The organism is Pseudomonas bubulae, from assembly GCF_037023725.1.
Taxonomy (GTDB): domain Bacteria; phylum Pseudomonadota; class Gammaproteobacteria; order Pseudomonadales; family Pseudomonadaceae; genus Aquipseudomonas; species Aquipseudomonas bubulae.
In genome coordinates this window covers 3,703,032-3,724,575 of sequence record NZ_CP146077.1, presented here as the reverse complement: position 1 = coordinate 3,724,575, position 21,544 = coordinate 3,703,032, and the positions used below count along the sequence as shown (strand labels likewise).

The window sequence follows — 21,544 nt, the reverse complement described above, 5'->3', positions numbered from 1 at the left end:
CCGGAGCTCGATAGAGGATTGAACACATGAAACTTGCAACGTCGGCCTGGGCGCCGATCGTGTCTCGCACACTGGCAGCACTGGTTGGTGGTTATGTCTTTACCTATGCCTTTACTGCGGCATTGGCGCGGCTGCTGCCGCTGGACAATGTAGACGCGATGATCGTCGCCAGCCTGCTGTCGTTTGTGATCTACACCTTCGCCATTTTGTGGGCATTTGCTGCCCGCCACCAGTGGTCGGCCTGGATGGGCGCGGTGCTCGCCGTGCCCCTGGCCGCCATCGGTTTTTGGCCGCAACTGCTGGAGCGACTGGGATGAAACAGACCCTGACCCAATCCATGGCCTGGCTGCACACCTGGGGTGGCCTGATCGTCGGCTGGTTGTTGTTCGTGATCTTTTTGACCGGCAGCCTGGCCGTGTTCGATCAGGAGATCGACAACTGGATGACCCCCGAGCTGCCGGCCCACCACCTGACCGATGAGCAGGCCGCGCAACGCGCACTGAGCTACTTGCAGACGCACAAGGCTGACGCAAAACAGTGGGGTATCAGCCTGCCCTATGAGCGCTCGCCGCAATTGCAGGCCTCCACCGGCGGGCGCCGTGATGGCGTGTCGGTGACCCTGGACCCGGATACCGGCGAGGTGATGCCGGTTCGCGAAACGGTAGGAGGGCGGTTTTTCTTTCTGTTCCACTTCACCCTGCACATGCCGCGCATGATCGGCATTTACCTGGTGGGTGCGCTGGCCATGGGCATGCTCGCGGCTTTGGTCAGCGGCATCGTGATCCACAAGAAGTTCTTCAAGGAATTCTTCACCTTTCGTCCCGCCAAAGGCCAGCGCTCGTGGCTTGACGCGCACAACGCCAGTGCCGTGCTGTTGCTGCCTTTTCACTTGATGATCACCTACACCGGGCTGGCGATTTTTCTGGTGATCTATATGCCGGCGGCCATGGATGCATTGTTCGATGGTGACCGCGAGGCCTTTTTCAAGGCACAGGACAAGGCGCCGGCCAGCGTTGCCGTACAGCGCCCGGCAACCGCAGAGCCTGCACCGCTGGTGGCCCTGGGGCCGTTGCTGAGCCAGGCCCGGGCTGTCATGGGGCCGTTGGGCGGGATCAGCATCAGCAACCCCGGCATGAGCAATGCCGAAATCCAGATTCGTCCGATCCTGGGCAATCGCATTGCCCTGACCAAGGGCCAGGGCATGCGCTTTGACGGCGTCACCGGCGAGCAGTTGTCCGGCCCCACTGAAATGCGCCCAACGGTGCTGACCCATCGGGTGATTTCCGGGCTGCACTTTGCCCAGTTCGGCGGTTACCCGATGCGCTGGCTGTACTTTATTTGCGGCCTGATCAGCAGCGCCATGATCGCCAGCGGGCTGGTGCTGTTCACCGTCAAGCGGCGGCGCAAATACGCCAGTGAAAGTCGCGTCGCCCAGGTGCTCTACCGTCTGGTCGAGGCGATCAATGTCACCGTTATGGCGGGCTTGAGCCTGGCCTGCATCAGCCTGTTGTGGGGCAACCGGCTGTTGCCGTCGGGGATGACCGAACGGGCGGATGCTGAATTGAATGTGTTCTTCGGCATGTGGGCGTTGAGCTTTGCCCATGCCTTGCTGCGCCCGCGCATGCAGGCCTGGCGCGAGCAACTCGGGTTGGCGGGAGGGTTGTGCCTGGCCTTGCCGTTGTTGAGTGTCTTCACCGTCAACCGGCCTTGGGCACTGCACAGCAGCATGGGCGTCGAGCTGACTGCTATGGCCCTGGGCGCTTTGTTGCTGTGGGCCTGCTGGAAAGTCTCGCAACCGGCGGTTGAGCGGGTGCCACGTAAAAAAACCGCCGTCATGGCCGAGGTAAATTGAGATGCTGGCTGATTATTTTGCTGCACTGGCGTTCGCTTACATCGGCATGCTTACCTTGTGCCAGGGGTTGGAACGTCATTACAAACAGGTGTGGGGAAAGCCGCCTGCGGCCCGCTTGCGCCGTGTGCTAAGGGTTGCCGGTTGGCTAAGCCTGGGGCTGAGTTTCTGGTTTTGCGGGTTGGCCTGGGGCTGGGCGATGGGGCCGGTGGGCTGGTTTGGCATGATCTCGTTGAGCGGTTTTAGCCTGCTGATGCTGTTGCCGTATCGGCCGCGACTGGCCGTGTGGCTGCCAATGGGCTTTGTGCCGGTTTGGGCGGTGATCGCAACCTTGCACTGATCGTTGTGGGAGCGGGCTTGCCCGCGATTTGGACAACGCGGTCTGCCAGGCAAACCGCAGTGATGCCATCGCGAGCAAGCCCGCTCCCACAGGTGAGAAGGTGGTTAGCGCTTGACCCACCGATTGGCCATCCAGTCCAGGCCACTGCACAACACAAAGTACACCAGCGCCACAAACAGGAAGATTTCCGTCGGGTGCACCATCACCCGGTTGCTGATCTGGGTGGCAACAAACGACAGCTCGCCGACCCCGATCACGTACGCCAGCGAGGTGTCCTTGATCAGTGAAATCCATTGGTTGAGGAAGGAGGGCAGCATCATCGGCAGGGCCTGCGGCAGAATGATCAGACGCAACACTTGCCAGCTACCCAGGCCGAGAGCCTTGCCCGCCGCCCATTGCCCGGCCGGCAGGCTGCTGATCCCGGCATACACCGAGTGGGCCAGGTACGCACCGCCGATCAACGACAGCGCACACACCACGGTGGCCAGCGCGGGTACATCGACCTTGAACAGGATGGGCAGCAGGAAGTAACTCCAGAAAATCAGCATCACCACCGGAATTGCCCGCAAAAAGCCCAGAACACCCAACAACAGCCAGCGCACCTTGCCGCGAATCATCACCAGGGCAATGCCCAGCACCAGCCCCAGCAGTGCCGAGATGATCCCCGACAACAGGCTGAGCAGCAGCGTCAGTGCTGCACCGCCCAAAGGTCCGTTGGGCCAGGCACCGAGCATGAAATACGAAAAGTTGTCGCTGATAACCGAAAAATCCATGACTTACACCCCTCCCTGGCGATACCACTTGCTGCGTGCAATCAATTGGCCAAGTACTTCGAGCAAGGCAATGCTGGCCACATACAGCAGAGTGGCAAAACCGAAGGCCTGAAAGGTCTTGAAGGTTTCGGTCTCGACCTGACGCGAGGCGTAGGACAGCTCGGCCAAGCCAATGGCCATGGTCAGAGACGAGTTTTTCAGGGCGTTCATATACTGGCCCAGCAACGGTCCCAACGCCGTGCGCAGCGCCTGCGGGAACACGATATAGCGCCACACCTGTGCCGGCCTCAAGCCCAGCGCCAGACCTGCCGCCCGTTGTTCCACCCGCACCGAACTGACACCGGCGCGAAACTCCTCGCAAATAAAAGCGGCGGTGTAGAGCATCAGCCCCCAGAACCCGGCGAGAAACTCAAACGACGGCCAGTCAACTTCAAACAGCCCCAGTGACAGGCTGCGCGGCTGGTTGAGCCACATCACCAGCCCTTCGGGCAGCATGGCCGTGACCCCGAAGTACCAGAAAAACAGCTGCACCAGCAGTGGCGTGTTGCGAAACAGGGCCAGGTAGGCCCGTGCCGGCCACGACCACACACGCAAAGGCGAGATGCGTGCCAGGCACAGCAAAAATCCCAGCCCGGTAGCCACCAGGCAGGTCAGCAGGGAAAGGATCAGGGTGAGGACAAAACCATCGAGCAACCAGTGCAGGTATTGCGGGGCAAGCAGTTCACCGAACATAGAAACAGCGTCCATCCAGAAACGAGCAAACCCGTCCGGTTGACCGTGACGGGCTGAAGGAGACAGGAACTGTGGGAGCGAGCCTGCTCGCGAAAAGTCTTCGCGATCAGGCTCGCTCCCACAGAGGCAGTGGCTTAGCTCTTGTCGCCAATCTTGTACAGGCGGGTCAGCGGGGTCTTGGTGGTCGGGCCGAACCAGGCGTCATAAATGCCCTGGGCCTTGCCCTGGGCTTCGAGGTCGGTGAGGGTCTGGTTGACCACCTCGGTCAGGCGCGCTTCGCCTTTAGGAATACCGACACCGATCAGGTCATTGGAAATGGTGAACGGCGGCACTTCGTATTTGTCCTTGTCCGGCACATTGGCCAGCAGGCCGATCAGCTTCGGGCCGTCCTGGGTGATGGCCTGGACGTTACCGTTGCGCAGGGCAGTGAAGGCGAACGGGGTGTCATCGTAGGCCACCACTTTGGCACCGGGGAATTTCTCGCGCAGCACGCCTTCATTGACCGTGCCCTTGTCCACCCCTACGCGCCATTTGTTCAGCTCCTCGGGGGATGTGAGGGTGCCTTTCTTGACGATAAATTGCTGGCCCGAAGCAAAGTACGGAATGCTGAAATTCACCTGCTCGGCGCGCTCGGGGGTGATGGTGAAGTTGGCCAGTACCAGGTCCACCTTGTTGGCCACCAGCAGCGGTACGCGGTTGGCCGGGTTGGTTGGCTGCAACTGCAACTTCACGCCCAGCTTGTCGGCGATGGCCTTGGCGTAGTCGACGTCGAGGCCTTCGATCTGCTTGCTGTTGGCATCGACAAAACCAAAGGGCGGGTTGCTGTCGAAGGACGCCACGCGCAGCACACCGGATTTTTTGATGTCATCCAGACGATCGGCATGGGCCAGGCCAGACAGGACAGCCAGGGTCAGGGCGGTGAGGGCAGTGAATTTTTTCATTTCGTTCTCATCATGAGTTGGAAGAGTTATGACGAGAGTCTTGCAGGAAAATTAGCTTTTAAAAAAGAATATAAAATGATTTATATATTCGATTTGGAGATATAAGGGCTTTGCAGTGCAAGGGCCTTGAGCCTTACTCGCTAGATAGTGGCCATTGGCCAAAAACTGCTCTAGGCTGCACGGTTTTTCTGGACGGAACTACCTGTGATGCTGTTTTGTAAGACCAAAGCCTTGATTCATTATTCGAAGGTGCCGGTAACCGTCTTTGCCCAGCGACATTTCAAGGTCAACACCCAGGGTCGGGTTTATACACTCGACCTGTTCAAGCACAGCCGCTACGCCACTACCAGCGCAATCGCACCAAAATCGGCACTGGTTTTCACCGGAAAAGCACTTGAGAAATTCAAGCCGCACCCATTGTTCACCCTATTGTTTTTCAAGCGATTTATGGGGCAGTACTGGACGCGGGCGGTAGGCGACGTGATCTGGACCCCAGCCGATGAAACGGCCCACGGTGATGTACTGCATATCACGGATATACAGATCATTCCTGTCGTGGGAATGGAGCGAAATTGCAGGCAGTACGCAAAAATCTTTTTGCGATACCTGGGGGACATTTTCCCGTTCGCCCTTGGCGCAGGGATATATTTGCTGGTTCACAGCGACATGAACACGGCGATTGAGCTGCATTTAAATCAATATATCACCTGGTACAAGGTCGGTTTCTGGTTGTTTATCGCTTGTTTGGCGGTGTCCATGATTTTTGCTCTGATACAGCAAGCTAAACGCTGGGGGGCTGTCGCTGCGCCGTTTCAGGTTGACTTGCAGGCGCTGGGGTTGGTCAGCAGCAACCCCGTTTATGCTCCGGACACCAATTGTCTTTGCTACAAAACCAGAGCGTTGTGTAAACGTGCAGTGGGCTGGGTACGTAGCCTCTGGAGTTAACCGTCTCCCACAGGAAGGCCCTAGCACCAACATACAAGCAGCTGATGAGCGGAGCGAGGCTGCTACGGGGGCGGGCGTTTATGCAAACTCATGCTCCTGTGTCTTCAAGCTGCTGGCCTGCAGCAGTTCCCGGGTATAGGGGTGTTGCGGGTTGTCGAAGATGGACTGCGCATCCCCTTGTTCCACCACCTTGCCGTCCTTGATCACGATCATGTCGTGGGCCAGGGCATGCACCACCGCCAGGTCGTGGCTGATAAACAGGTAGGTCAGGCCATGCCGGGCCTGCAGGTCGCGCAGCAGGTCGACCACCTGTTTTTGCACCGTGCGGTCCAGGGCCGAGGTGGGTTCGTCGAGCAGTATCAGCTCCGGCTCCATGACCAGCGCCCTGGCAATGGAGATGCGCTGGCGCTGCCCGCCCGAGAACTCATGGGGGTAGCGATGACGGCTTTGCGGGTCCAGGCCCACTTCCTGCAAGACCCGGATCACCGCCGCCTCGCGTTCTTGCTCAGTGCCAATGTCATGGGCCAGCAAGCCTTCGCTGATGATCTGCTGCACCGACATGCGCGGGCTCAGGCTGCCAAACGGGTCCTGGAACACCACCTGCATTTGCCGGCGCAACGGGCGCAACAGGTTCTGGCTGAGGATGTTCAGTTGTTTATTACCGAAGCGGATTTCGCCCTCTGAGTCCACCAGCCGCAAAATAGCCTGGCCAAGGGTCGATTTGCCCGAGCCGGACTCGCCGACGATGCCCAGGGTGCGGCCTTTTTTCAGTTCAAAACTGACCCCATCCACCGCCTTGATAAAGTGTCGCTCGCGACTGAACAGCGGTTTGGGCAGGGGGAACCAGACTTTCAGGTTGTCCACTTGCAGCAGGTTGTGACGGTGCTCTCCCGGTACCGGTCGGCCACTGGGCTCGGCCTCGATCAGCATGCGGCTGTAGGGGTGCTTCGGCTCGTTGAACAGGGCCTCGCAACTGGCCTGCTCGACAATCTCGCCACCGCGCATCACGCACACGCGCTGGGCAATCTTGCGCACCAGATTGAGGTCGTGGCTGATCAGCAGCAACGACATGCCCAGGCGCTGTTGCAGGTCGATCAGCAGTTCGAGGATTTTTTGCTGCACCGTCACATCCAGCGCCGTGGTCGGCTCATCGGCGATCAGCAGTTCCGGCTCATTGGCCAGGGCCATGGCGATCATCACCCGCTGGCGCTGCCCGCCAGACAGTTGGTGCGGATAGGCATTGAGGCGCTTGGCCGGTTCGCGGATGCCCACCAGTTCCAGCAGCTCCAGGGTGCGTTGCCGCGCAGCGCGGGTTTTCAGGCCCTTGTGGGTGATAAGGATTTCACTGATCTGTTTTTGCACGGTGTGCAGCGGATTGAGCGAGGTCATCGGCTCCTGGAAGATCATCGCAATGCGGTTGCCGCGCAAGCTGCGCAACTGGGCTTCGCTGGCATGCACCAGATCGACGCCGTCGTAGCGGATACTGCCTTGGGTCTCGACAGCCTTGCCCGGCAGCAGGCGCAGGATCGAGTGCGCGGTCACCGATTTGCCCGAGCCCGACTCGCCCACCAGCGCCATACACTCGCCACGGCGGATATCGAGGTTGATGCCGTGAACCACTTCTGCCCCGGCAAAGCTCACGCGCAAGTCGCGGATTTCTATCAGTGTGTTGGTCATGTCAATTCTCAGGTCCGGGGATCGAAGGCGTCGCGGCAGGCTTCGCCGATAAACACCAGTAGCGACAGGATCAGCGCCAGCGCACAGAACGCGGTCAGGCCCAGCCACGGCGCCTGCAGATTGTGTTTGGCCTGGCCGATCAGTTCGCCCAGCGATGCGCTGCCCGGGGGCATGCCAAAGCCGAGAAAGTCCAGGGCGGTGAGGGTGGCAATGGCACCGGTCAGGATAAACGGCAGGTAGGTCAGGGTGGAGGTCATGGCGTTGGGCAGGATATGCCGGCGCATCAGTGCGCCGTCAGTCAGGCCCAGGGCCCGCGCAGCCTTGACGTACTCCAGGCTGCGCCCGCGCAAGAACTCGGCGCGCACCACATCCACCAGGGCCAGCCAGCTGAACAGCGCCATGATGCCCAGCAACCACCAGAAACTCGGAGCGACAAAGCCGGACAAAATGATCAGCAGGTACAGCACCGGTAACCCGGCCCAGATTTCCTGCACGCGCTGGCCAAGCAGGTCGACCAGGCCTCCATAGAAGCCTTGCAGGGCACCGGCGGTAATGCCCACCACGGTGCTGATGGCGGTCAGGATCAAGGCAAAGAGGATGGAAATCCGTGCGCCGAAGATCACGCGGGCCAGTACATCCCGGGCCTGATCGTCAGTGCCCAGCCAGTTGGTGGCGCTCGGTGGGCTGGGTGAGGGCTCCTGGAGGTCGTAGTTGACGGTGTCGTAGCTGAACGGAATCGGCGCGAAGAGCATCCAGCCGCCCTGATCGGCAATCAGCTTGCGTACGTAGTCGCTGCGGTAGTCGGGTTCAAAGGGCAACTCGCCGCCGAAATCGGTTTCGAGGTGACTGCTGACAATCGGAAAGTACCAGCTGTCCTTGTAGTGAATCGCCAGGGGCTTGTCGTTGGCAATCAGTTCACCGCCCAGACATACCACGAACAGCCCGATAAAAATCCACAGTGACCACCAGCCACGGCGGTTGGCCTTGAAATGTTTGAGGCGGCGACGGCCAAGAGGAGAGAGGTTGAACATCAGGCAGTCCTCGCCGAGAAATCAATACGGGGATCGAGCAGGGTGTAGCACAGGTCGCCGATCAGCTTGATCAGCAGGCCGAACAGGGTGAACAGAAACAGGGTGCCAAACACCACCGGGTAGTCCCGTGATACCGCCGCTTCGTAGCTCATGCGGCCGATGCCGTCGAGGTTGAAGATGGTTTCAATCAGCAGGGAGCCAGCAAAGAACACCTCGATCAACGCCTGGGGAATCCCGGCTACCACCAGCAGCATGGCGTTGCGCATCACATGGCCGTAAAGCACGCGGCGCTCGGTCAGGCCTTTGGCCCGCGCGGTAACCACATACTGTCGGCTGATTTCGTTGAGAAAGCTGTTTTTGGTGAGGATGGTCAGGGTGGCAAAACCGCCGATCACCAGCGCCGACACGGGCAGTACCATATGCCACAGATAATCGCCGATCTTGCCGAAGAAACTCAGGCTGTCGAAGTTGTCCGAGACGATGCCCTGCACTGGGAACCAGCTGACATAACTGCCGCCGGCAAACACCACGATCAACAGAATGGCGAACAGAAAGGCGGGCATGGCGTAGCCGATGATGATCGCCGTGCTGGTCCATACATCGAAGGCGCTGCCGTTGTGTATGGCCTTGCGGATGCCCAGCGGAATGGAAATCAGGTAGGTGATCAGCGTCGCCCACAGGCCCAGCGAGATGGATACCGGCAGCTTCTCCACGATCAGGTCAGTGACCTTGGCCCCGCGAAAGAAACTGCTGCCGAAGTCCAGTTGCGCGTAGTTCTTGAGCATCAGCCAGAGACGCTCGTGCATGGGTTTGTCGAAGCCGTAATGCTTGGTGATTTCTTCAATCAAGGCCGGGTCAAGGCCGCGACTGCTACGGCTGGCCCCGCCGGCGGCCGCGGCCATTTCGCCACCGCCGCCGCCGACCGCAGCGCCACCGAAGCCCTGCAGGCGGGCAATGGCCTGATCCACCGGACCACCGGGGGCGGCCTGCACGATCATAAAGTTGACCACCAGAATGCACAGCAGGGTGGGGATGATGAGTAACAGGCGACGGCTGATGTAATGCAGCATCTCAATGACCCTCCGGCTGTGCGTTGGCCTGGCCATACGCAGCATTGGTTAATGGGGTTTTGCTGACTTCCCACCAGGTGTCCAGGCCTTCGTCGAATTTGGCCTCCCTGGCGGGCTGGCCGAAGCGGTTCAGGTACACCGTCGGGGTGCCGACCGAGTAGTAGTGAGGGATCATGTAGTAGTTCCACAGCAATACGCGGTCGAGGGCGCGGGTGTAATGCACCATCTCTTCGCGGCTGTTGGCCTGGACTACCCCGTCAATCAGCTTGTCGACGGCCGGGTTGCGCAGCACCATGTTGTTGGAAGCACCCGCCTGGGTGGCGCTGCGTGAGCCAAACATGTCGTACAACTCACGGCCGGGCGAGACGATCGGCTGGCCGCTGCGGGGGAACTGGCCGACCATCATGTCGTAGTCACGGGCATTGGTGCGGTTGATGTACTGCGCCGAGTCGACCTTGCGAATGTCCATGGTGATGCCGATCTGCGCCAGGGTGCGTTTCCAGGGCAAAACCATGCGATCGAAGCCGCTGGGGCTGTCGAGAAAGGTGAAGCGCAGCGGTTCACCCTTGGCGTTGACCAGCAGGTTGTCTTTGGGTGTCCAGCCGGCTTCCTTGAGCAGCGCCAGGGCTTGCAGCTGTTTGTCGCGGATATAACCGCTGCCATCGGTTTTCGGCGCCTGGTAAACCTGGGTGAACACTTCATCGGGGATCTGCCCGCGCAAGGGTTCGAGAATCTCCAGTTCACGGGCGTCGGGCAGTGCCGTGGCGGACATTTCGCTTTTCGGGAAGTAGCTCTGCGCGCGGACATAGAAGTTGCGCATCATCTGCTTGTTGGTCCATTCAAAATCCCACAGCAGGCTCAGCGCCTCGCGTACCCGGCGATCCTGGAAAAACGGGTTTTGCAGGTTGAAGGTAAACCCCTGGCCGGCACTGGGTTTTTCCTTGGCGAACACGCCTTTTTGCAGGCGCCCGTCGCTGAGCACCGGGCTGGCGTAGCCGATGCTGAAACCGGTGGCGGAGAACTCGCGGTTGTAATCGAATGCCCCGGCCTTGAGCATCTCGCGGGCCACGTCGATGTCACTGTAAAACATCACTTTCAAGCTATCGAAGTTGTACAGGCCCTTGCTGACGGGCAAGTCTTTGGCCCACCAGTTTTTGTTGCGCGCAAAGGTGACACTGCGCCCCGGGTCAACCCCGGAGACCGAATACGGACCGCTGCCCAGCGGTGGCTCGTAGCCGCCACCGGCGGTAAAGTCGCGGGTCTTCCACCAGTGTTCCGGGAGGATATGCAGACTGGCCAGATCCAGCGCCAGGGTGCGGTTCTGGTTGTTCTTGAAGTCGAAACGAATCTGCAGCGGGCCTTCGATGACCCTGTCCTTGACCTCGCCGTAGAGCATGCGATAGCTCAGGCTGCCTTTGGTCATCAGCGTGTCGTAGGTAAAGGCCACGTCTTGGGCGGTGATCGGCGTGTCGTCAGCGAAACGGGCCTTGGGGTTCAGGTAGAAACGCACCCACAGGCCGTCGGGGTCGCGCTCGATCTTCTGCGCGACAAGCCCGTAAACCGTATAGGGCTCGTCCAGCGAGCGGAAGGCCAGGGGGGCATTCACCCATTGATCGACCTGGGCGACACCGGTGCCCTGGTCGATATAGGGCGACAGGTAGGTGAACTGACCGATTTCCATCGATGTTCGACTGAGCGAACCGCCCTTGGGCGCGTTCGGGTTTACAAAATCGAAGTGCTGGAAGTCGGCCGGGTATTTGGGCGCTTCGCCATACACCGTCAGGGCATGGCCGGGCGCGGCGTTGACGCTCAGGCACACGCAGGACAGCACGGGCACCAGCAGCGAACGGAGCAGGGGCAGGAAAAATGCAGACATCATTGGGCTTCCTTGTACCGCGTGTTGAACCATCGACTGCCTGGAAAAATCCCCGCCGCATTGCGCGTTAAAATGCGGCGGGGTCGCGATTTCGCAGTTAACCCGCTACCAGCCGGAGTGAGCCGGCAGCGGTGGTTGCTCAGAAGTGATAGGTGGCACGGGCGAAGAACGTACGGCCCATCGGATCGGCATAACGCGGATCGAAGCCATTCTGGAAGTTGTAGGCCTGGTTGGAGAACGGCGGGTTACGGTCGAACATGTTCTTGATCCCCGCATCCAGGTCCACGGTCTTATTGAAAGTGTAGCCACCGGAGATATCCCACAAGGTGTAAGACGCTACACGGGAGTGGGTGTCCGGATCGGCGTCGTCATAGCCGCTGGTGAAGCGGTTGACCAGCGAGGCCCGGTAGGCGCCCAGGTTCCAGGTGCCGCTCAGCACGTGTTTCCAGCGCGCGACCATGCCGTCATCCTTGAACGCGCCCACTTTGTCGGTGTAGCTGCCGCCAATGGTGGTCTGGTAGTCATAGCGCGACACATAGGTGCCTTGCAGGCCAAGGCCGAACTGGCCGTAGGGAGTGTTGGGGAACTTGTAGTCCAGCGACACGTCAACACCGCTGGTCTTGACAGCACCCAGGTTGGCGAGGCCGGTCTGTACATAGTTGAGCGAACCGTCGGCATTGCGCACATAGCGGTCGGCATAGGCGTTCGGATCGTCAAAGACGGTGGATTCCGGGAACTCGGCAATCTGGTTGGCGATGTGGATCCACCAGAAATCCAGGCCCATCGACAGATTGCGCACCGGTTGGTAGACAAAACCGACGGTCACGTTGCGGGCTTTTTCAGGGGACAGTTCAGTGTTGCCGCCGGTGCGGTTATGGAACTGCTGGCCGCAATCGCGCCCGGCGTTGCCCCCCGGTTGCACCACGCCACCGGTGCACAGGCGCGGATCGTTGTAGTAGCCCTGGGTGTAAGTGGTGTACTGCGGGTTGTACAGCTCGTACAGCGACGGTGCGCGGAAGCCCTCACTGTAGGCACCGCGAACCACCAGCTCCTTGACCGGCTGGTAACGGAACGAGTATTTCGGGTTGGTGGTGCTGCCAAAGTCGCTGTACTTGTCGTGACGCACGGCGGCTGACAGTTCGAGGCTGTCGAGTACGGGCACGTTCAGCTCGGTGTACACCGCCTTGACGTTACGGTCACCCGAGACACTGGCGTCGGGGTCGGCCCCGAGGCTGGAAATATCCGCGACAAAACCATCGAAGGTCTGGTGGAACTTCTCCTGACGATATTCACCGCCGATCGCCAGGCCCGACGGGCCTGCGCCGAACCAGTCGCCGATCTCACGGCTCATGCGCCCGTCGATACCGGTGACCCGGCCCACCGAGGACATGTACTGGCCATGGTATTGGTGATCGTCGATATAGGCCTGCCCGGCAGGTGTTTGCGGGCCAAACGGGTTGATGATGCCATCAGCAATGCCGTTGAGCATGGCCGCGTCGCTGGCGTAACCGCCAGTCACACTGGAGTTCACCTGATTCTGGTTGTACGAGGCACCGACATTGTAATCCCAGCCCTTGGCCACACCATCGAAGCTCAATACCAGGCGCTGGCTGGTATTCTGGTCTTTGCTCTGGCGGCCACCGGCAGCGGTTTCACGCCAGTTCAGGCCGATCGGTTGCGAGGGGTCGAAGGACGGATCGCTGGTGCCCGGGGTTATGCCGTTGCCCGGGTAGTAAGGCGAACTCGGGTCCATGCTGGCGCCAATCAGTGGTGCGGGGGCAACACCCACGGCATTGTTGTTACGGGCCCAGAAATACTCCAGGTTGACGTTGTCGTCATCGGTGATCTTGCCGGTCGCCTTGCCGAAAAAGGAGGTCTTCTCGGTTTCAGGCAGCAGGTCGATATAGTTGCGCGTGTCATAGCGGCATAGCCCCTGGCGCAGGACCAGGTTTGCCCCGTTGCAACCATTGGCCGCCAGCGGGTTGGTATTGATATTGCCCTGGCTCCAGTTGGCGGGGTTGGACGTGCCGGAAGTCTGATCCAGACCGCGGCCCGGTTCGTAGTTACTGGCGAACGTGCGGTCCTTGGCATGCAAGGCGTTTTGCTTGTTATAGCCGGCAACGGCCATGACGTTGAAACGGTCTTTTTCCAGATCGCCGTAGCCCCAGCTACCGCTGATATCGTGGCTGTCGCCGCCACCACTGGCATCTGCACCTTCGCCGCCCAGTGACAGGGTGCCGTCGGTCATGGATTTTTTGGTGATGAAGTTGATCACGCCGCCAATCGCGTCAGTGCCGTACAAGGCCGATGCGCCGTCGCGCAATACCTCGACGCGGTCAATGGCGGCAAACGGGATGGTGTTCAGGTCTACCGCAGAACCGTCAATGGCGTTATTGCCCAAACGGCGGCCGTTGAGCAGCACCAGGGTCTTGTTGGCACCGATACCGCGCATGTCGGCAAAGGTCGACCCCCCGGTACCGGAACCCACGGAGCTGGCCGAGTTGCGAAGTGACTGGTTGCCCGTCACGCGCTGCATGATTTCGGCCGTGGTGGTCACGCCTTCGTTGCGCAACTGCTCGGCGCGCAGGATGGTGATCGGCACGGCGGTTTCGGCATCCACCCGGCGAATCGCCGAACCGGTCACTTCGACCCGGTCCAGTTGCGTGGTGGCCGGCGCTGCGGCGCTGTCGGTGCTGACCGTGGCCGCACTGACGGCAGCGGACGAATCATCCGTGGTGCTCACTTCGGCGGCCTGCAACTGGCCCGCGCTCATCCCCAGAGCGACCAGATACAACGGCACAAAACGGTGTCGCTGCAAGCTTGCAACGAGCGGCTTGAGGGTAAAACCTGAACTCTTCATCTGCATGGTTATTTCCGGCTTATTCAGACGTTTATTGGAATGGCCTTGTGAGCCCTCATGACTCCAGTTGGGTTGTGTCGACCCGGGCAAAACACTTTTTTCAAGCAAGCCGCTCCCCTGCAGGGGCCAAAAGCCCCTGCGCGGCGTGGGTGGTGCGTGGTTACATCAGGATCAAAAGCCCCTCACCCTGGCCTTCTCCCTATGGGAGAGGGGTGGGGTGAGGGCTTCATCTGGCGGTCATCACCGATATCTTGGTAATGCCCGAGCGTTCAATGGAGGCCATGGCCTTGGCCACCTGGCCGTAGTTGACACCTTCGTCCGCCTGCAACTGCACGCGCACTTCCGGGTCCTGGGCCTTCACGTCCTGCAGGCTTTTTTCCAGCAGTTCGGGGGCCACTTCGTTCTTGGCCAGGTAGAACTTGCCGTCCTGGTCAACGCTGACCACCACCGGGTCCTTTTTTTGCGCCGAGGCCACGGCGTCGGTCTTGGGCAGGTTGATCTTGATCGCGTTGGTCATCATCGGCGTGGTCACGATAAACACCACCAGCAGTACCAGCATCACGTCCACCAGCGGGGTGACGTTCATTTCGCTGAGTACTTCGTCACTGTCCTGGGTTGAGAAAGACATCAGCTTGCCTCCCGCACTGGGGTGCGCTTGTTGGAAATGGCCTGACGGTCGATGGCAAAGGCGCTGCGCTGGGCGAGGGCGTCGAAGTCATGGGCAAAGTCGTCCATGTTGGCCGAGGCCAGCTTGAGGCGACGCAGGAAGAAGTTGTAAATCAGCACTGCCGGTACCGCGACCGCGATCCCCACACCGGTGGCGATCAGGGCATGACCGATGGGCCCGGCCACGGTCTCCAGGCTGGCGGAGCCGGTTGCGCCGATGGTTTGCAGCGCTTCCATGATTCCCCACACGGTGCCGAACAGACCGATAAAGGGCGCGGTGCTGCCGATACTGGCAAGTATCGCCTGACCGCTTTCCAGGGCGCGGCGCTCTTTTTGGATCTGCTGGCGCAGGTTGCGCTCCAGACGATCGGAGCGGTTGATGGTGTGGGCCAGTTGCTGGGTGGTGCGCGGGCTGTCATCAACAATCATGGCTTCAAAACCACTGTTGGCGATGCGGGCCAGGGCACCGGGGTACTGGCTGGCGTGTTCGGCCGCCGTCAGCAGGTCAGGGGCTGCCCAGAAGGCTTTGCTGAATTGCGAGTTTTGCGCTTTCTGGCGCAGGTATTGCGATGACTTGATGAGCAGCAAGGCCCAGCTCACCACCGAAAACAGCACCAGTGCCCAGAGCACCCCGGGGACAATCATGGAAGACATAGACTCGTTCATGGTTACACCTCACACGGCGGCTAAATAAAAGTTAGTGTCGGCACCCGGCTGGGTTATTCCGGCAATTTGAAAGAGATGGTCTGGGTGGCAAATCCTTCGATGGGGGTATCCCCTCGTTTGGCCGGGACAAACTTCCAGTTGCGTACGGCTTCTACAGCCGCGTCATCGAGTGCCTGTTTACCGCTGGATTTGGTGACCTCCACCGTCCCGGCGCGCCCGTTGGGCAGTACCTTGATTCGCAGCACCACAGTGCCTTCCCAACTGCGTCGCAAGGCCAGGGATGGGTACTCGGGCGGCGGGTTGCCAAGGCTGGCGAGCCCCGATACCGCTGCGGTTTCCTTGACCGGACCCGGTGCTGCGGCAGGCGCCGCGGGTGCTGCTGGCGCAGTCGGTGCCGCCGGAGCAGCTGGCGCCGGTGGGGCGGACTTGACCGGCTGCGGTTTTTGCACCGGCTTGGGCTTGACCACCGGTTTGGGTTTTTCTATGGGCTTGGGTTTTTCCACCGGTTTTGGCGGCTCCTTCACCGCATCTTCGTCCTCGGGTGGAGCTTCGGGTTCTGGCGGCGGCGGTGGCGGTGGCGGCTCTTCCACGGGTGGCGCCGGTGGTGCCGGGCTGGTCAGTTCGACGGTCATTTCCGGAATTTCGGGCGGCGTGACCACGGGCTCGGCCTTGGCCTGCTGCATGACCCACCAGGCGCCTGCGTGCAGCAGGGCAACCAGGCCCACCAGCAACAACGCCCGCGATGTAACCAGGCCTGCGGGTGTCGAGGTGTTGGCTACATGGGGAATATGGGTCCACTGCTGTACTCGTTCGGCGTCGAGCAGCGGGGCAGACCGCGTTTTATTCTTTACCTCGTCACTCATAAAAGTCCCTCGACTAAATGAAGGGCAATAAGGCTCCGTTCGCCCTTGCACGCAGGGACGAGAACTGTTTGTTTAACGGTTGTGTAATAAGTGCAGGAAAACACTTATTACGGTGTGTCAAAAGCGGGAGGGCAAGAATGTCATGTGTATTCCTTGTGTTGAATCAAGAGGTACGGTGTCTGGAGGTTTGTAAAGTTCCGTTAAGTTAGGTAAAGCAACAGCTATGCCAACAGCGCAGGAAATGTAGGGTGATGGCGGTTTATTTAATAAGGGTGTGACAGGTTTCATCCAGAGTAATAGTGCAAGGGATAATGACGGGGCATGAACTAAGGCGTCGCACAAAGTAAGGGGCTTAGTTGAATGAATGATACGGCGTCATTGTCTGACAATCAGGCAATCGCAGGCGGGTGTAATAAAAGAGTGCACCAACGTGAACAGTGACTGCCAACTAACAGTGCAGTTGTCGGGTCCTATGGCTGGCAGGCTGGGAAGCGTGTGCCATCAGGGAGCGCACCCCCTCGATGTTACCGATGGCAAATAAAAAAGCACCGGCCAGCCGAATGTCGGTGGGCAGGTGCTTATAGGCAACTATCATCAAGTAATAACGTAAAACGTACCAGGCAGTTAGTGTTGCGGAAAAGCAACTGAATAATATGGGGGGAGGGGCTGTTACGCTTTTTCCGTGACTGGCAAGTCATCTTTCAGTTCATCTTGTTCACTCAACAATCCATCGGACTGATGTTGCCAAAGTCGGTAGTACAGGCCTTTACGTTCCAGTAGTTGGTGGTGAGTGCCATCTTCGGCAATCTGCCCTTTGTCCAATACAACAATGCGATCGAGATGGGCGATAGTTGAAAGGCGATGAGCTACTACCAGTACGGTTTTGTCCGACATGATGTCATCGAGGCTGTTCTGAATCAGACTTTCGGTTTCTGAATCAAGGCTGGCGGTGGCTTCGTCCAGTATCAGGATGGGCGCGTTCTTTAACAGTGCCCGGGCAATAGCGATACGCTGGCGCTGACCACCGGACAACTTGACCCCGCGCTCACCGACCAGGGCGTCATACCCTTCGGGCATTTGCAGAATGAACTCATGGGCATGGGCGCGCTTGGCGGCCAGGATAATTTGCGCGTCACCGGCATGCACATCGCCATAGCCGATATTCTCGCGCAAGGATCGATGAAACAGTCCGGGCTCCTGGGGGATCAAGCCGATATGGGTGTGCAGCGACTGCTGGGTCATGGCCTGTATATCGATGCCGTCCACTTCAATTTTGCCACCCTGGGGATCGTACGAACGCAACAGCAAACTTAGCAACGTTGATTTGCCCGAGCCGGACAAACCGACAATACCCACCCGTTGCCCGGCCCGAATATCCAGGTTGAAGTGCTTGAAGATCGGCCTGTCGGGGCTATAGCCGAAGTTGACATCGCGAAAGCGGATGGCGCCTTTCTCGATATTGACGGGTTGGGCGCTGTGCTGATCGGGCATTTCATGGGGTTGCAGCAGGGTATCGATACTGCTCTCGATATTGCCGATGCACTCGAAAAAATGCATGAACTGCATGCTCAAAAAGCTGCATTGCGCCACGATCATCAGGCCCAGGGTGGCCACCATGACAAACTGGCCCACATCGATCTTGCCCAGATGCCACAAGTACAGCGCCAGGGCCACCAGCCCCACCCGCAACACAATGGCCAGGCTGTCCTGCAGCATGCGGACCTTTTCCTGATAGAAGAAGGAGCGTTGTCCGGCCTGTTTTTCCTCGATCTGGTAGCGGTTCAGGTAGTTGAGTTCGTAATCCTGGCGGGCGAACAGACGGATGCTGTTGAGGTTGCCCACCGCATCGACAATCTTGCCGGTGGTCAGGCTGCGCGCGCTGGCATGCCTGGCGGCGAGTTTTTGTGCCTTGAGCGACAACCGATACGCCAGCCAGGTGTACGCCGCTACCCAGACCAGCAGGCCCAGGCCCAGCCAGGGCGAAGCCAGGGTCAGCATGACCAGGCTGGTGACCAGCACCGCGACAATCGGCAGCATTTCCACGATCAGCAGCCAGGTGATTTCCAGCAGGCCGATGGTGCCTTCATTGATCCGGTGGGCCAGACTACCGGCAAAGTGTTCACCGAAATAACGGGCCGAGTGACGCTGCAGATAGGCAAACATGTCGCGCACGATACGAATTTTCTGCAGGGGCCTGACCATGATCATGCACAGCGTGGCACCCCTGGCACAGAGCAATTGCACCACTGCCAGGGCGAACAGCAGGCCCAGGGCGGGCAGGCTGGCCTGCAACAGGTCGCCTTGTTGCCAGGCGCCTTCACTGACCGCGCCGGTGATGCGGCCAATGGCGTAGGGCATCAACGTGGCAGCCATCGCCGCGCCGACTTGCAGCAGCGTAATACCCCAATACCAGCGCGGATACAGGCGGATGTAATGCCATACCAGGGCCCACGGCCGATTGGGAGGAACGGTTATAGCGTCAAATTCGGACATGACATACCTGTCTTGTAAACAATGCCAAAAGAGCCGCTTCTGCCGCACTTGCTTAAAGGGCGGCCAAGCAGGGGGTACGCAGAAAAACAGGAGGTGGCTATCCGTCGCCCGTACGCACAAGGCGGGGCTTCAGAGGCTGGGCAGACTAAGTGTCAGTGCCTGGACAGGCGTTCTGGCCGCGCAGGCGCAAGGCACAAAAATAGGGGGAATGCAGGGAGAGGGTTGGCGTGCACACATCAGACATCGTTGTTATTCCTTATGACAGCGGGTCATTGACGCGACTTTTGGTCGGTCTTTGCACTGAATATGGACGGCTATACCGCCCTTGTTCGCAACTGGTGCGGTTACACCCCCTGGAAGCTGTGATTCCAGAGAAAAAACTGCGAACGGCAAATAACAAGAAAAAAGTGTGCCAAGTTGTGTCTATCGAGCCAGAGGATTGTTTTTTGCGGGAGCACCGTGGTGCCCCCCAATCGCGGGCAAGCCCGCTCCCACAGGATGTGCATCGTCCATGTGGGAGCGGGCTTGCTCGCGATTAAAGGCAACGCGGTCAGCCGGGATTGATCAGGCTCTGGCGACAATGCAGGGTCAGCCGGGCGCCGCCGCTCTCGCGGTTGTTCACCTCCAGGCTGAAGCCGTGCAGGTTGACGATGGCGGCGACGATGGACAGGCCAAGGCCAAAGCCGCTGTGCTTGTCATCAACCCGGTAAAAGCGCTGGAACACCGCCACCCGTTCGGCCTCGGGGATGCCGGGGCCGGTATCGAGCACTTCGATGAGCGGGCTGCCATTGTCGTCGGTCGCCCGCAGGATCACCTCGCCGCCGGGCGGGGTGAACTTGATCGAATTGCTCAGCAGGTTGGACAGGGCTTCGAACAACAAGGCCCGATCGCCCGTGAGGCCAGGCAAGGCCGCTGGCGTTTCGAGCGTCAACGTCACCTGACCCTCTTCAGCCAGCGGCAGGTAAAAATCGTACAGCTCCTGCAACAGAGGCAACGGGTCGAGTTGCAGGAAACCGGAACGACGCTGATGATCTTCCAGTTCCGAGATGCGCAACAAACCGCGAAAGCGTGCCATCAGGGTGTCGGTTTCGCCGATCACTTCGTCCAGCTGCAACGCCTCGGCCGAGCCCTCGACGGCTTGCTGGCGCATCCGGTACAGCTGGGCGCGCAAGCGGGTGAGCGGGGTGCGCAAATCGTGGGCAATGTTGTCGCACACACCCTTGACCTCGTGCATCAGCAGTTCGATGCGATCGAGCATGGCGTTGACGATGGCGGCCAGCATGTCCAGTTCGTCACGGCGGTTGGACAGCGGCAGACGGTAGGTCAGGTCGCCGGCGACAATTGCTTCGGCACTGGCCTGAATCGACCGGATGCGCTGCAGCGGGCGGCGGCGCAACAAATGCCAGCCGGCAATACCGGGGATGATGGTCAGCGACACACCCCAGAACAGCGCATGCAGAATAATCCGCGTTACGGCAAACAATGAGCCGTTATCGCGCACCAGCACCAGCCAGCGCCCGTCATTGGTGTGCGTGGCTACGGCATCGCAGCTGTCTTGCGGTAGATTGGGGTCGTCGGAGTCAATGCAGGTGCTCAAGGCATGGATCTGCCCGTCCAGTGGCAACCCGGCAGGGATGGTCTGGATCGGGCCGCTCAACGGCCTGTGTTGCGCATCGAACAGGCCATAGGCATCCACTGTACGCAAATCGAACGTCATGCTGGTGGCCAGCGCTTCGTCGAGTTGCTCACCCTCAAAGCGAGCAAACAGGTGTTGGCGCTGCATCAGGGAGTGTCTGGCCAGGTTGCCCAGGTAGTCCGAGACTTCGTAATACAGCACTCCCATCAGGATGCAGCTCCAGGCCACAAACAGAAAACTGTACAGCGCCAGCAGCCGGCTGCTGGAAGAACGCCAGCCCTTAGAGGGGTTCGGCAATGACATAACCCGAGCCTCGAACAGTGCGAATCAGAGGCACCTGGCCCGGCGGATCGATTTTTTTGCGCAGACGACCGATGTGCACATCGATCAGGTTGGTGCCCGGGTCGAAGTGATAGCCCCAGACTTCCTCGAAAATCATCATGCGCGAGAGGATCTGCCCGGTGTTGCGCATCAGGAATTCCAGCAACTTGTACTCGGTGGGCAGCAGGCTCAGTTGTTGTTCGCTGCGGCTGGCTTCGCGGGTAATCAGGTTGAGCTCCAGGTCGGAGACGCGCAGCGAGGTTTCGTATTTGTCGGCCGGGCTTTTGCGCCGCAGCAGTACTTCCACGCGGGCCGCCATCTCATCGCTGGCAAAGGGTTTGGTCAGGTAGTCATCGCCCCCGGCCCGCAGGCCGCGCACGCGCTCATCGACATCGGAAAGGGCGCTGATCATCAGGATCGGTGTGCTCACGCCAATGGTGCGCAAGGTGGTGACAATCGCCAGGCCGTCCAGTTCGGGAAGCATGCGGTCGAGGGTGATCAGGTCGTAGTCGCCACTGACTGCGCGCACCAGACCTTCCCGGCCATTGGCGACCCAATCGACCTCCAGGCCGTGGCTGGTCAGTTCCGCCACGATTTCTTTCGCCGTTACGGCATCGTCTTCAATGGTCAAAATACGGGTCATACCGCCACCTGATGGTCTTTTTTATCGGTGAGCACATTTTGCCTCGAAAAAGCTGAAACGTTTCTTAATATTTCTTCATGTTCAGCCAGCTGTTAGAAAAGTCAGATCTAAGGCCATTGCCCGGGGCTTTGGAGGAGGGCGGATTGGCTTCAATATTAAGTT

At 59.6% G+C, this 21,544-nt stretch carries 18 protein-coding genes; 4 read left to right on the top strand and 14 right to left on the bottom strand.

Annotation, left to right across the window (positions count from 1 at the left end; all coding sequences use genetic code 11):
• The first annotated feature begins 26 nt into the window (after positions 1-26).
• Genes V6L81_RS16950 through V6L81_RS16940 form a run of 3 tightly spaced genes read left to right on the top strand, consistent with a single transcriptional unit; the run spans position 27 to position 2,189 of the window.
• Positions 27-317 carry an iron transporter gene (locus V6L81_RS16950; protein WP_095002853.1) on the top strand — a complete coding sequence of 97 codons (291 nt, stop codon included), beginning with the start codon at positions 27-29 and terminating at the stop codon, positions 315-317.
• Entirely contained in the window at positions 314-1,852 is a 1,539-nt protein-coding gene (locus V6L81_RS16945; protein WP_095032049.1) for a PepSY domain-containing protein, read from the top strand. The genes V6L81_RS16950 and V6L81_RS16945 overlap by 4 nt, the downstream gene beginning before the upstream one ends.
• A 1-nt stretch (position 1,853) precedes the next feature.
• A complete protein-coding gene (locus V6L81_RS16940) occupies positions 1,854-2,189 on the top strand; it encodes a DUF3325 domain-containing protein (protein WP_095002851.1) in 336 nt (111 codons plus the stop codon).
• A gap of 104 nt (positions 2,190-2,293) precedes the next feature.
• Here V6L81_RS16940 and V6L81_RS16935 read toward each other — a convergent pair whose 3' ends face one another.
• The 3 genes from V6L81_RS16935 to V6L81_RS16925 all read right to left on the bottom strand — a co-directional run bounded on the left by V6L81_RS16935 (position 2,294) and on the right by V6L81_RS16925 (position 4,635).
• Positions 2,294-2,962, bottom strand: a complete 669-nt coding sequence (locus tag V6L81_RS16935; RefSeq protein ID WP_095002850.1) for an amino acid ABC transporter permease — start codon at positions 2,960-2,962, stop codon at positions 2,294-2,296.
• Between the two features lie 3 nt (positions 2,963-2,965).
• Complete coding sequence (locus V6L81_RS16930; protein WP_095020718.1) at positions 2,966-3,694, bottom strand: amino acid ABC transporter permease; 729 nt, start codon at positions 3,692-3,694, stop codon at positions 2,966-2,968.
• Between the two features lie 134 nt (positions 3,695-3,828).
• Positions 3,829-4,635 (bottom strand): ABC transporter substrate-binding protein, encoded by an 807-nt coding sequence (locus V6L81_RS16925; RefSeq protein ID WP_095002848.1) that lies wholly within the window; start codon positions 4,633-4,635, stop codon positions 3,829-3,831.
• Positions 4,636-4,842: 207 nt separating this feature from the next.
• Here V6L81_RS16925 and V6L81_RS16920 point away from each other — a divergent pair, with 207 nt between their 5' ends.
• Positions 4,843-5,580, top strand: coding sequence for a hypothetical protein (locus V6L81_RS16920; protein WP_095002847.1), 738 nt, complete (start codon positions 4,843-4,845; stop codon positions 5,578-5,580).
• A 78-nt stretch (positions 5,581-5,658) separates the two neighbouring features.
• Here V6L81_RS16920 and V6L81_RS16915 read toward each other — a convergent pair whose 3' ends face one another.
• The 11 genes from V6L81_RS16915 to V6L81_RS16865 form a co-directional block, all read right to left on the bottom strand.
• Positions 5,659-7,257, bottom strand: a complete 1,599-nt coding sequence (locus tag V6L81_RS16915; RefSeq protein ID WP_095002846.1) for an ABC transporter ATP-binding protein — start codon at positions 7,255-7,257, stop codon at positions 5,659-5,661.
• An 8-nt stretch (positions 7,258-7,265) separates the two neighbouring features.
• Positions 7,266-8,288 carry an ABC transporter permease gene (locus tag V6L81_RS16910; protein ID WP_095002845.1) on the bottom strand — a complete coding sequence of 341 codons (1,023 nt, stop codon included), beginning with the start codon at positions 8,286-8,288 and terminating at the stop codon, positions 7,266-7,268.
• A complete protein-coding gene (locus V6L81_RS16905) occupies positions 8,288-9,358 on the bottom strand; it encodes a microcin C ABC transporter permease YejB (RefSeq protein ID WP_095002844.1) in 1,071 nt (356 codons plus the stop codon). The genes V6L81_RS16910 and V6L81_RS16905 overlap by 1 nt, the downstream gene beginning before the upstream one ends.
• A 1-nt stretch (position 9,359) precedes the next feature.
• Positions 9,360-11,237, bottom strand: a complete 1,878-nt coding sequence (locus tag V6L81_RS16900; protein ID WP_095002843.1) for an extracellular solute-binding protein — start codon at positions 11,235-11,237, stop codon at positions 9,360-9,362.
• 136 nt (positions 11,238-11,373) lie between these two features.
• A complete protein-coding gene (locus tag V6L81_RS16895) occupies positions 11,374-14,100 on the bottom strand; it encodes a TonB-dependent receptor (protein ID WP_095018633.1) in 2,727 nt (908 codons plus the stop codon).
• 220 nt (positions 14,101-14,320) lie between these two features.
• Positions 14,321-14,722, bottom strand: coding sequence for a biopolymer transporter ExbD (locus V6L81_RS16890; protein ID WP_016780647.1), 402 nt, complete (start codon positions 14,720-14,722; stop codon positions 14,321-14,323).
• The gene (locus tag V6L81_RS16885) at positions 14,722-15,426 is read right to left on the bottom strand and encodes a MotA/TolQ/ExbB proton channel family protein (protein ID WP_095002841.1); all 705 of its coding nucleotides are present in this window, start codon (positions 15,424-15,426) and stop codon (positions 14,722-14,724) included. The genes V6L81_RS16890 and V6L81_RS16885 overlap by 1 nt, the downstream gene beginning before the upstream one ends.
• A gap of 53 nt (positions 15,427-15,479) precedes the next feature.
• The gene (locus tag V6L81_RS16880) at positions 15,480-16,289 is read right to left on the bottom strand and encodes an energy transducer TonB (protein WP_095002840.1); all 810 of its coding nucleotides are present in this window, start codon (positions 16,287-16,289) and stop codon (positions 15,480-15,482) included.
• Positions 16,290-16,958: 669 nt separating this feature from the next.
• Entirely contained in the window at positions 16,959-18,782 is a 1,824-nt protein-coding gene (locus tag V6L81_RS16875) for an ABC transporter ATP-binding protein (RefSeq protein ID WP_095039033.1), read from the bottom strand.
• 550 nt (positions 18,783-19,332) lie between these two features.
• A complete protein-coding gene (locus tag V6L81_RS16870) occupies positions 19,333-20,721 on the bottom strand; it encodes a HAMP domain-containing sensor histidine kinase (RefSeq protein ID WP_095002838.1) in 1,389 nt (462 codons plus the stop codon).
• Positions 20,699-21,382: a response regulator transcription factor gene (locus tag V6L81_RS16865; protein WP_016780653.1), complete on the bottom strand. Its 684-nt coding sequence runs from the start codon at positions 21,380-21,382 to the stop codon at positions 20,699-20,701. Before V6L81_RS16865 ends, V6L81_RS16870 begins: the two co-directional genes overlap by 23 nt.
• Positions 21,383-21,544 lie beyond the last annotated feature (162 nt).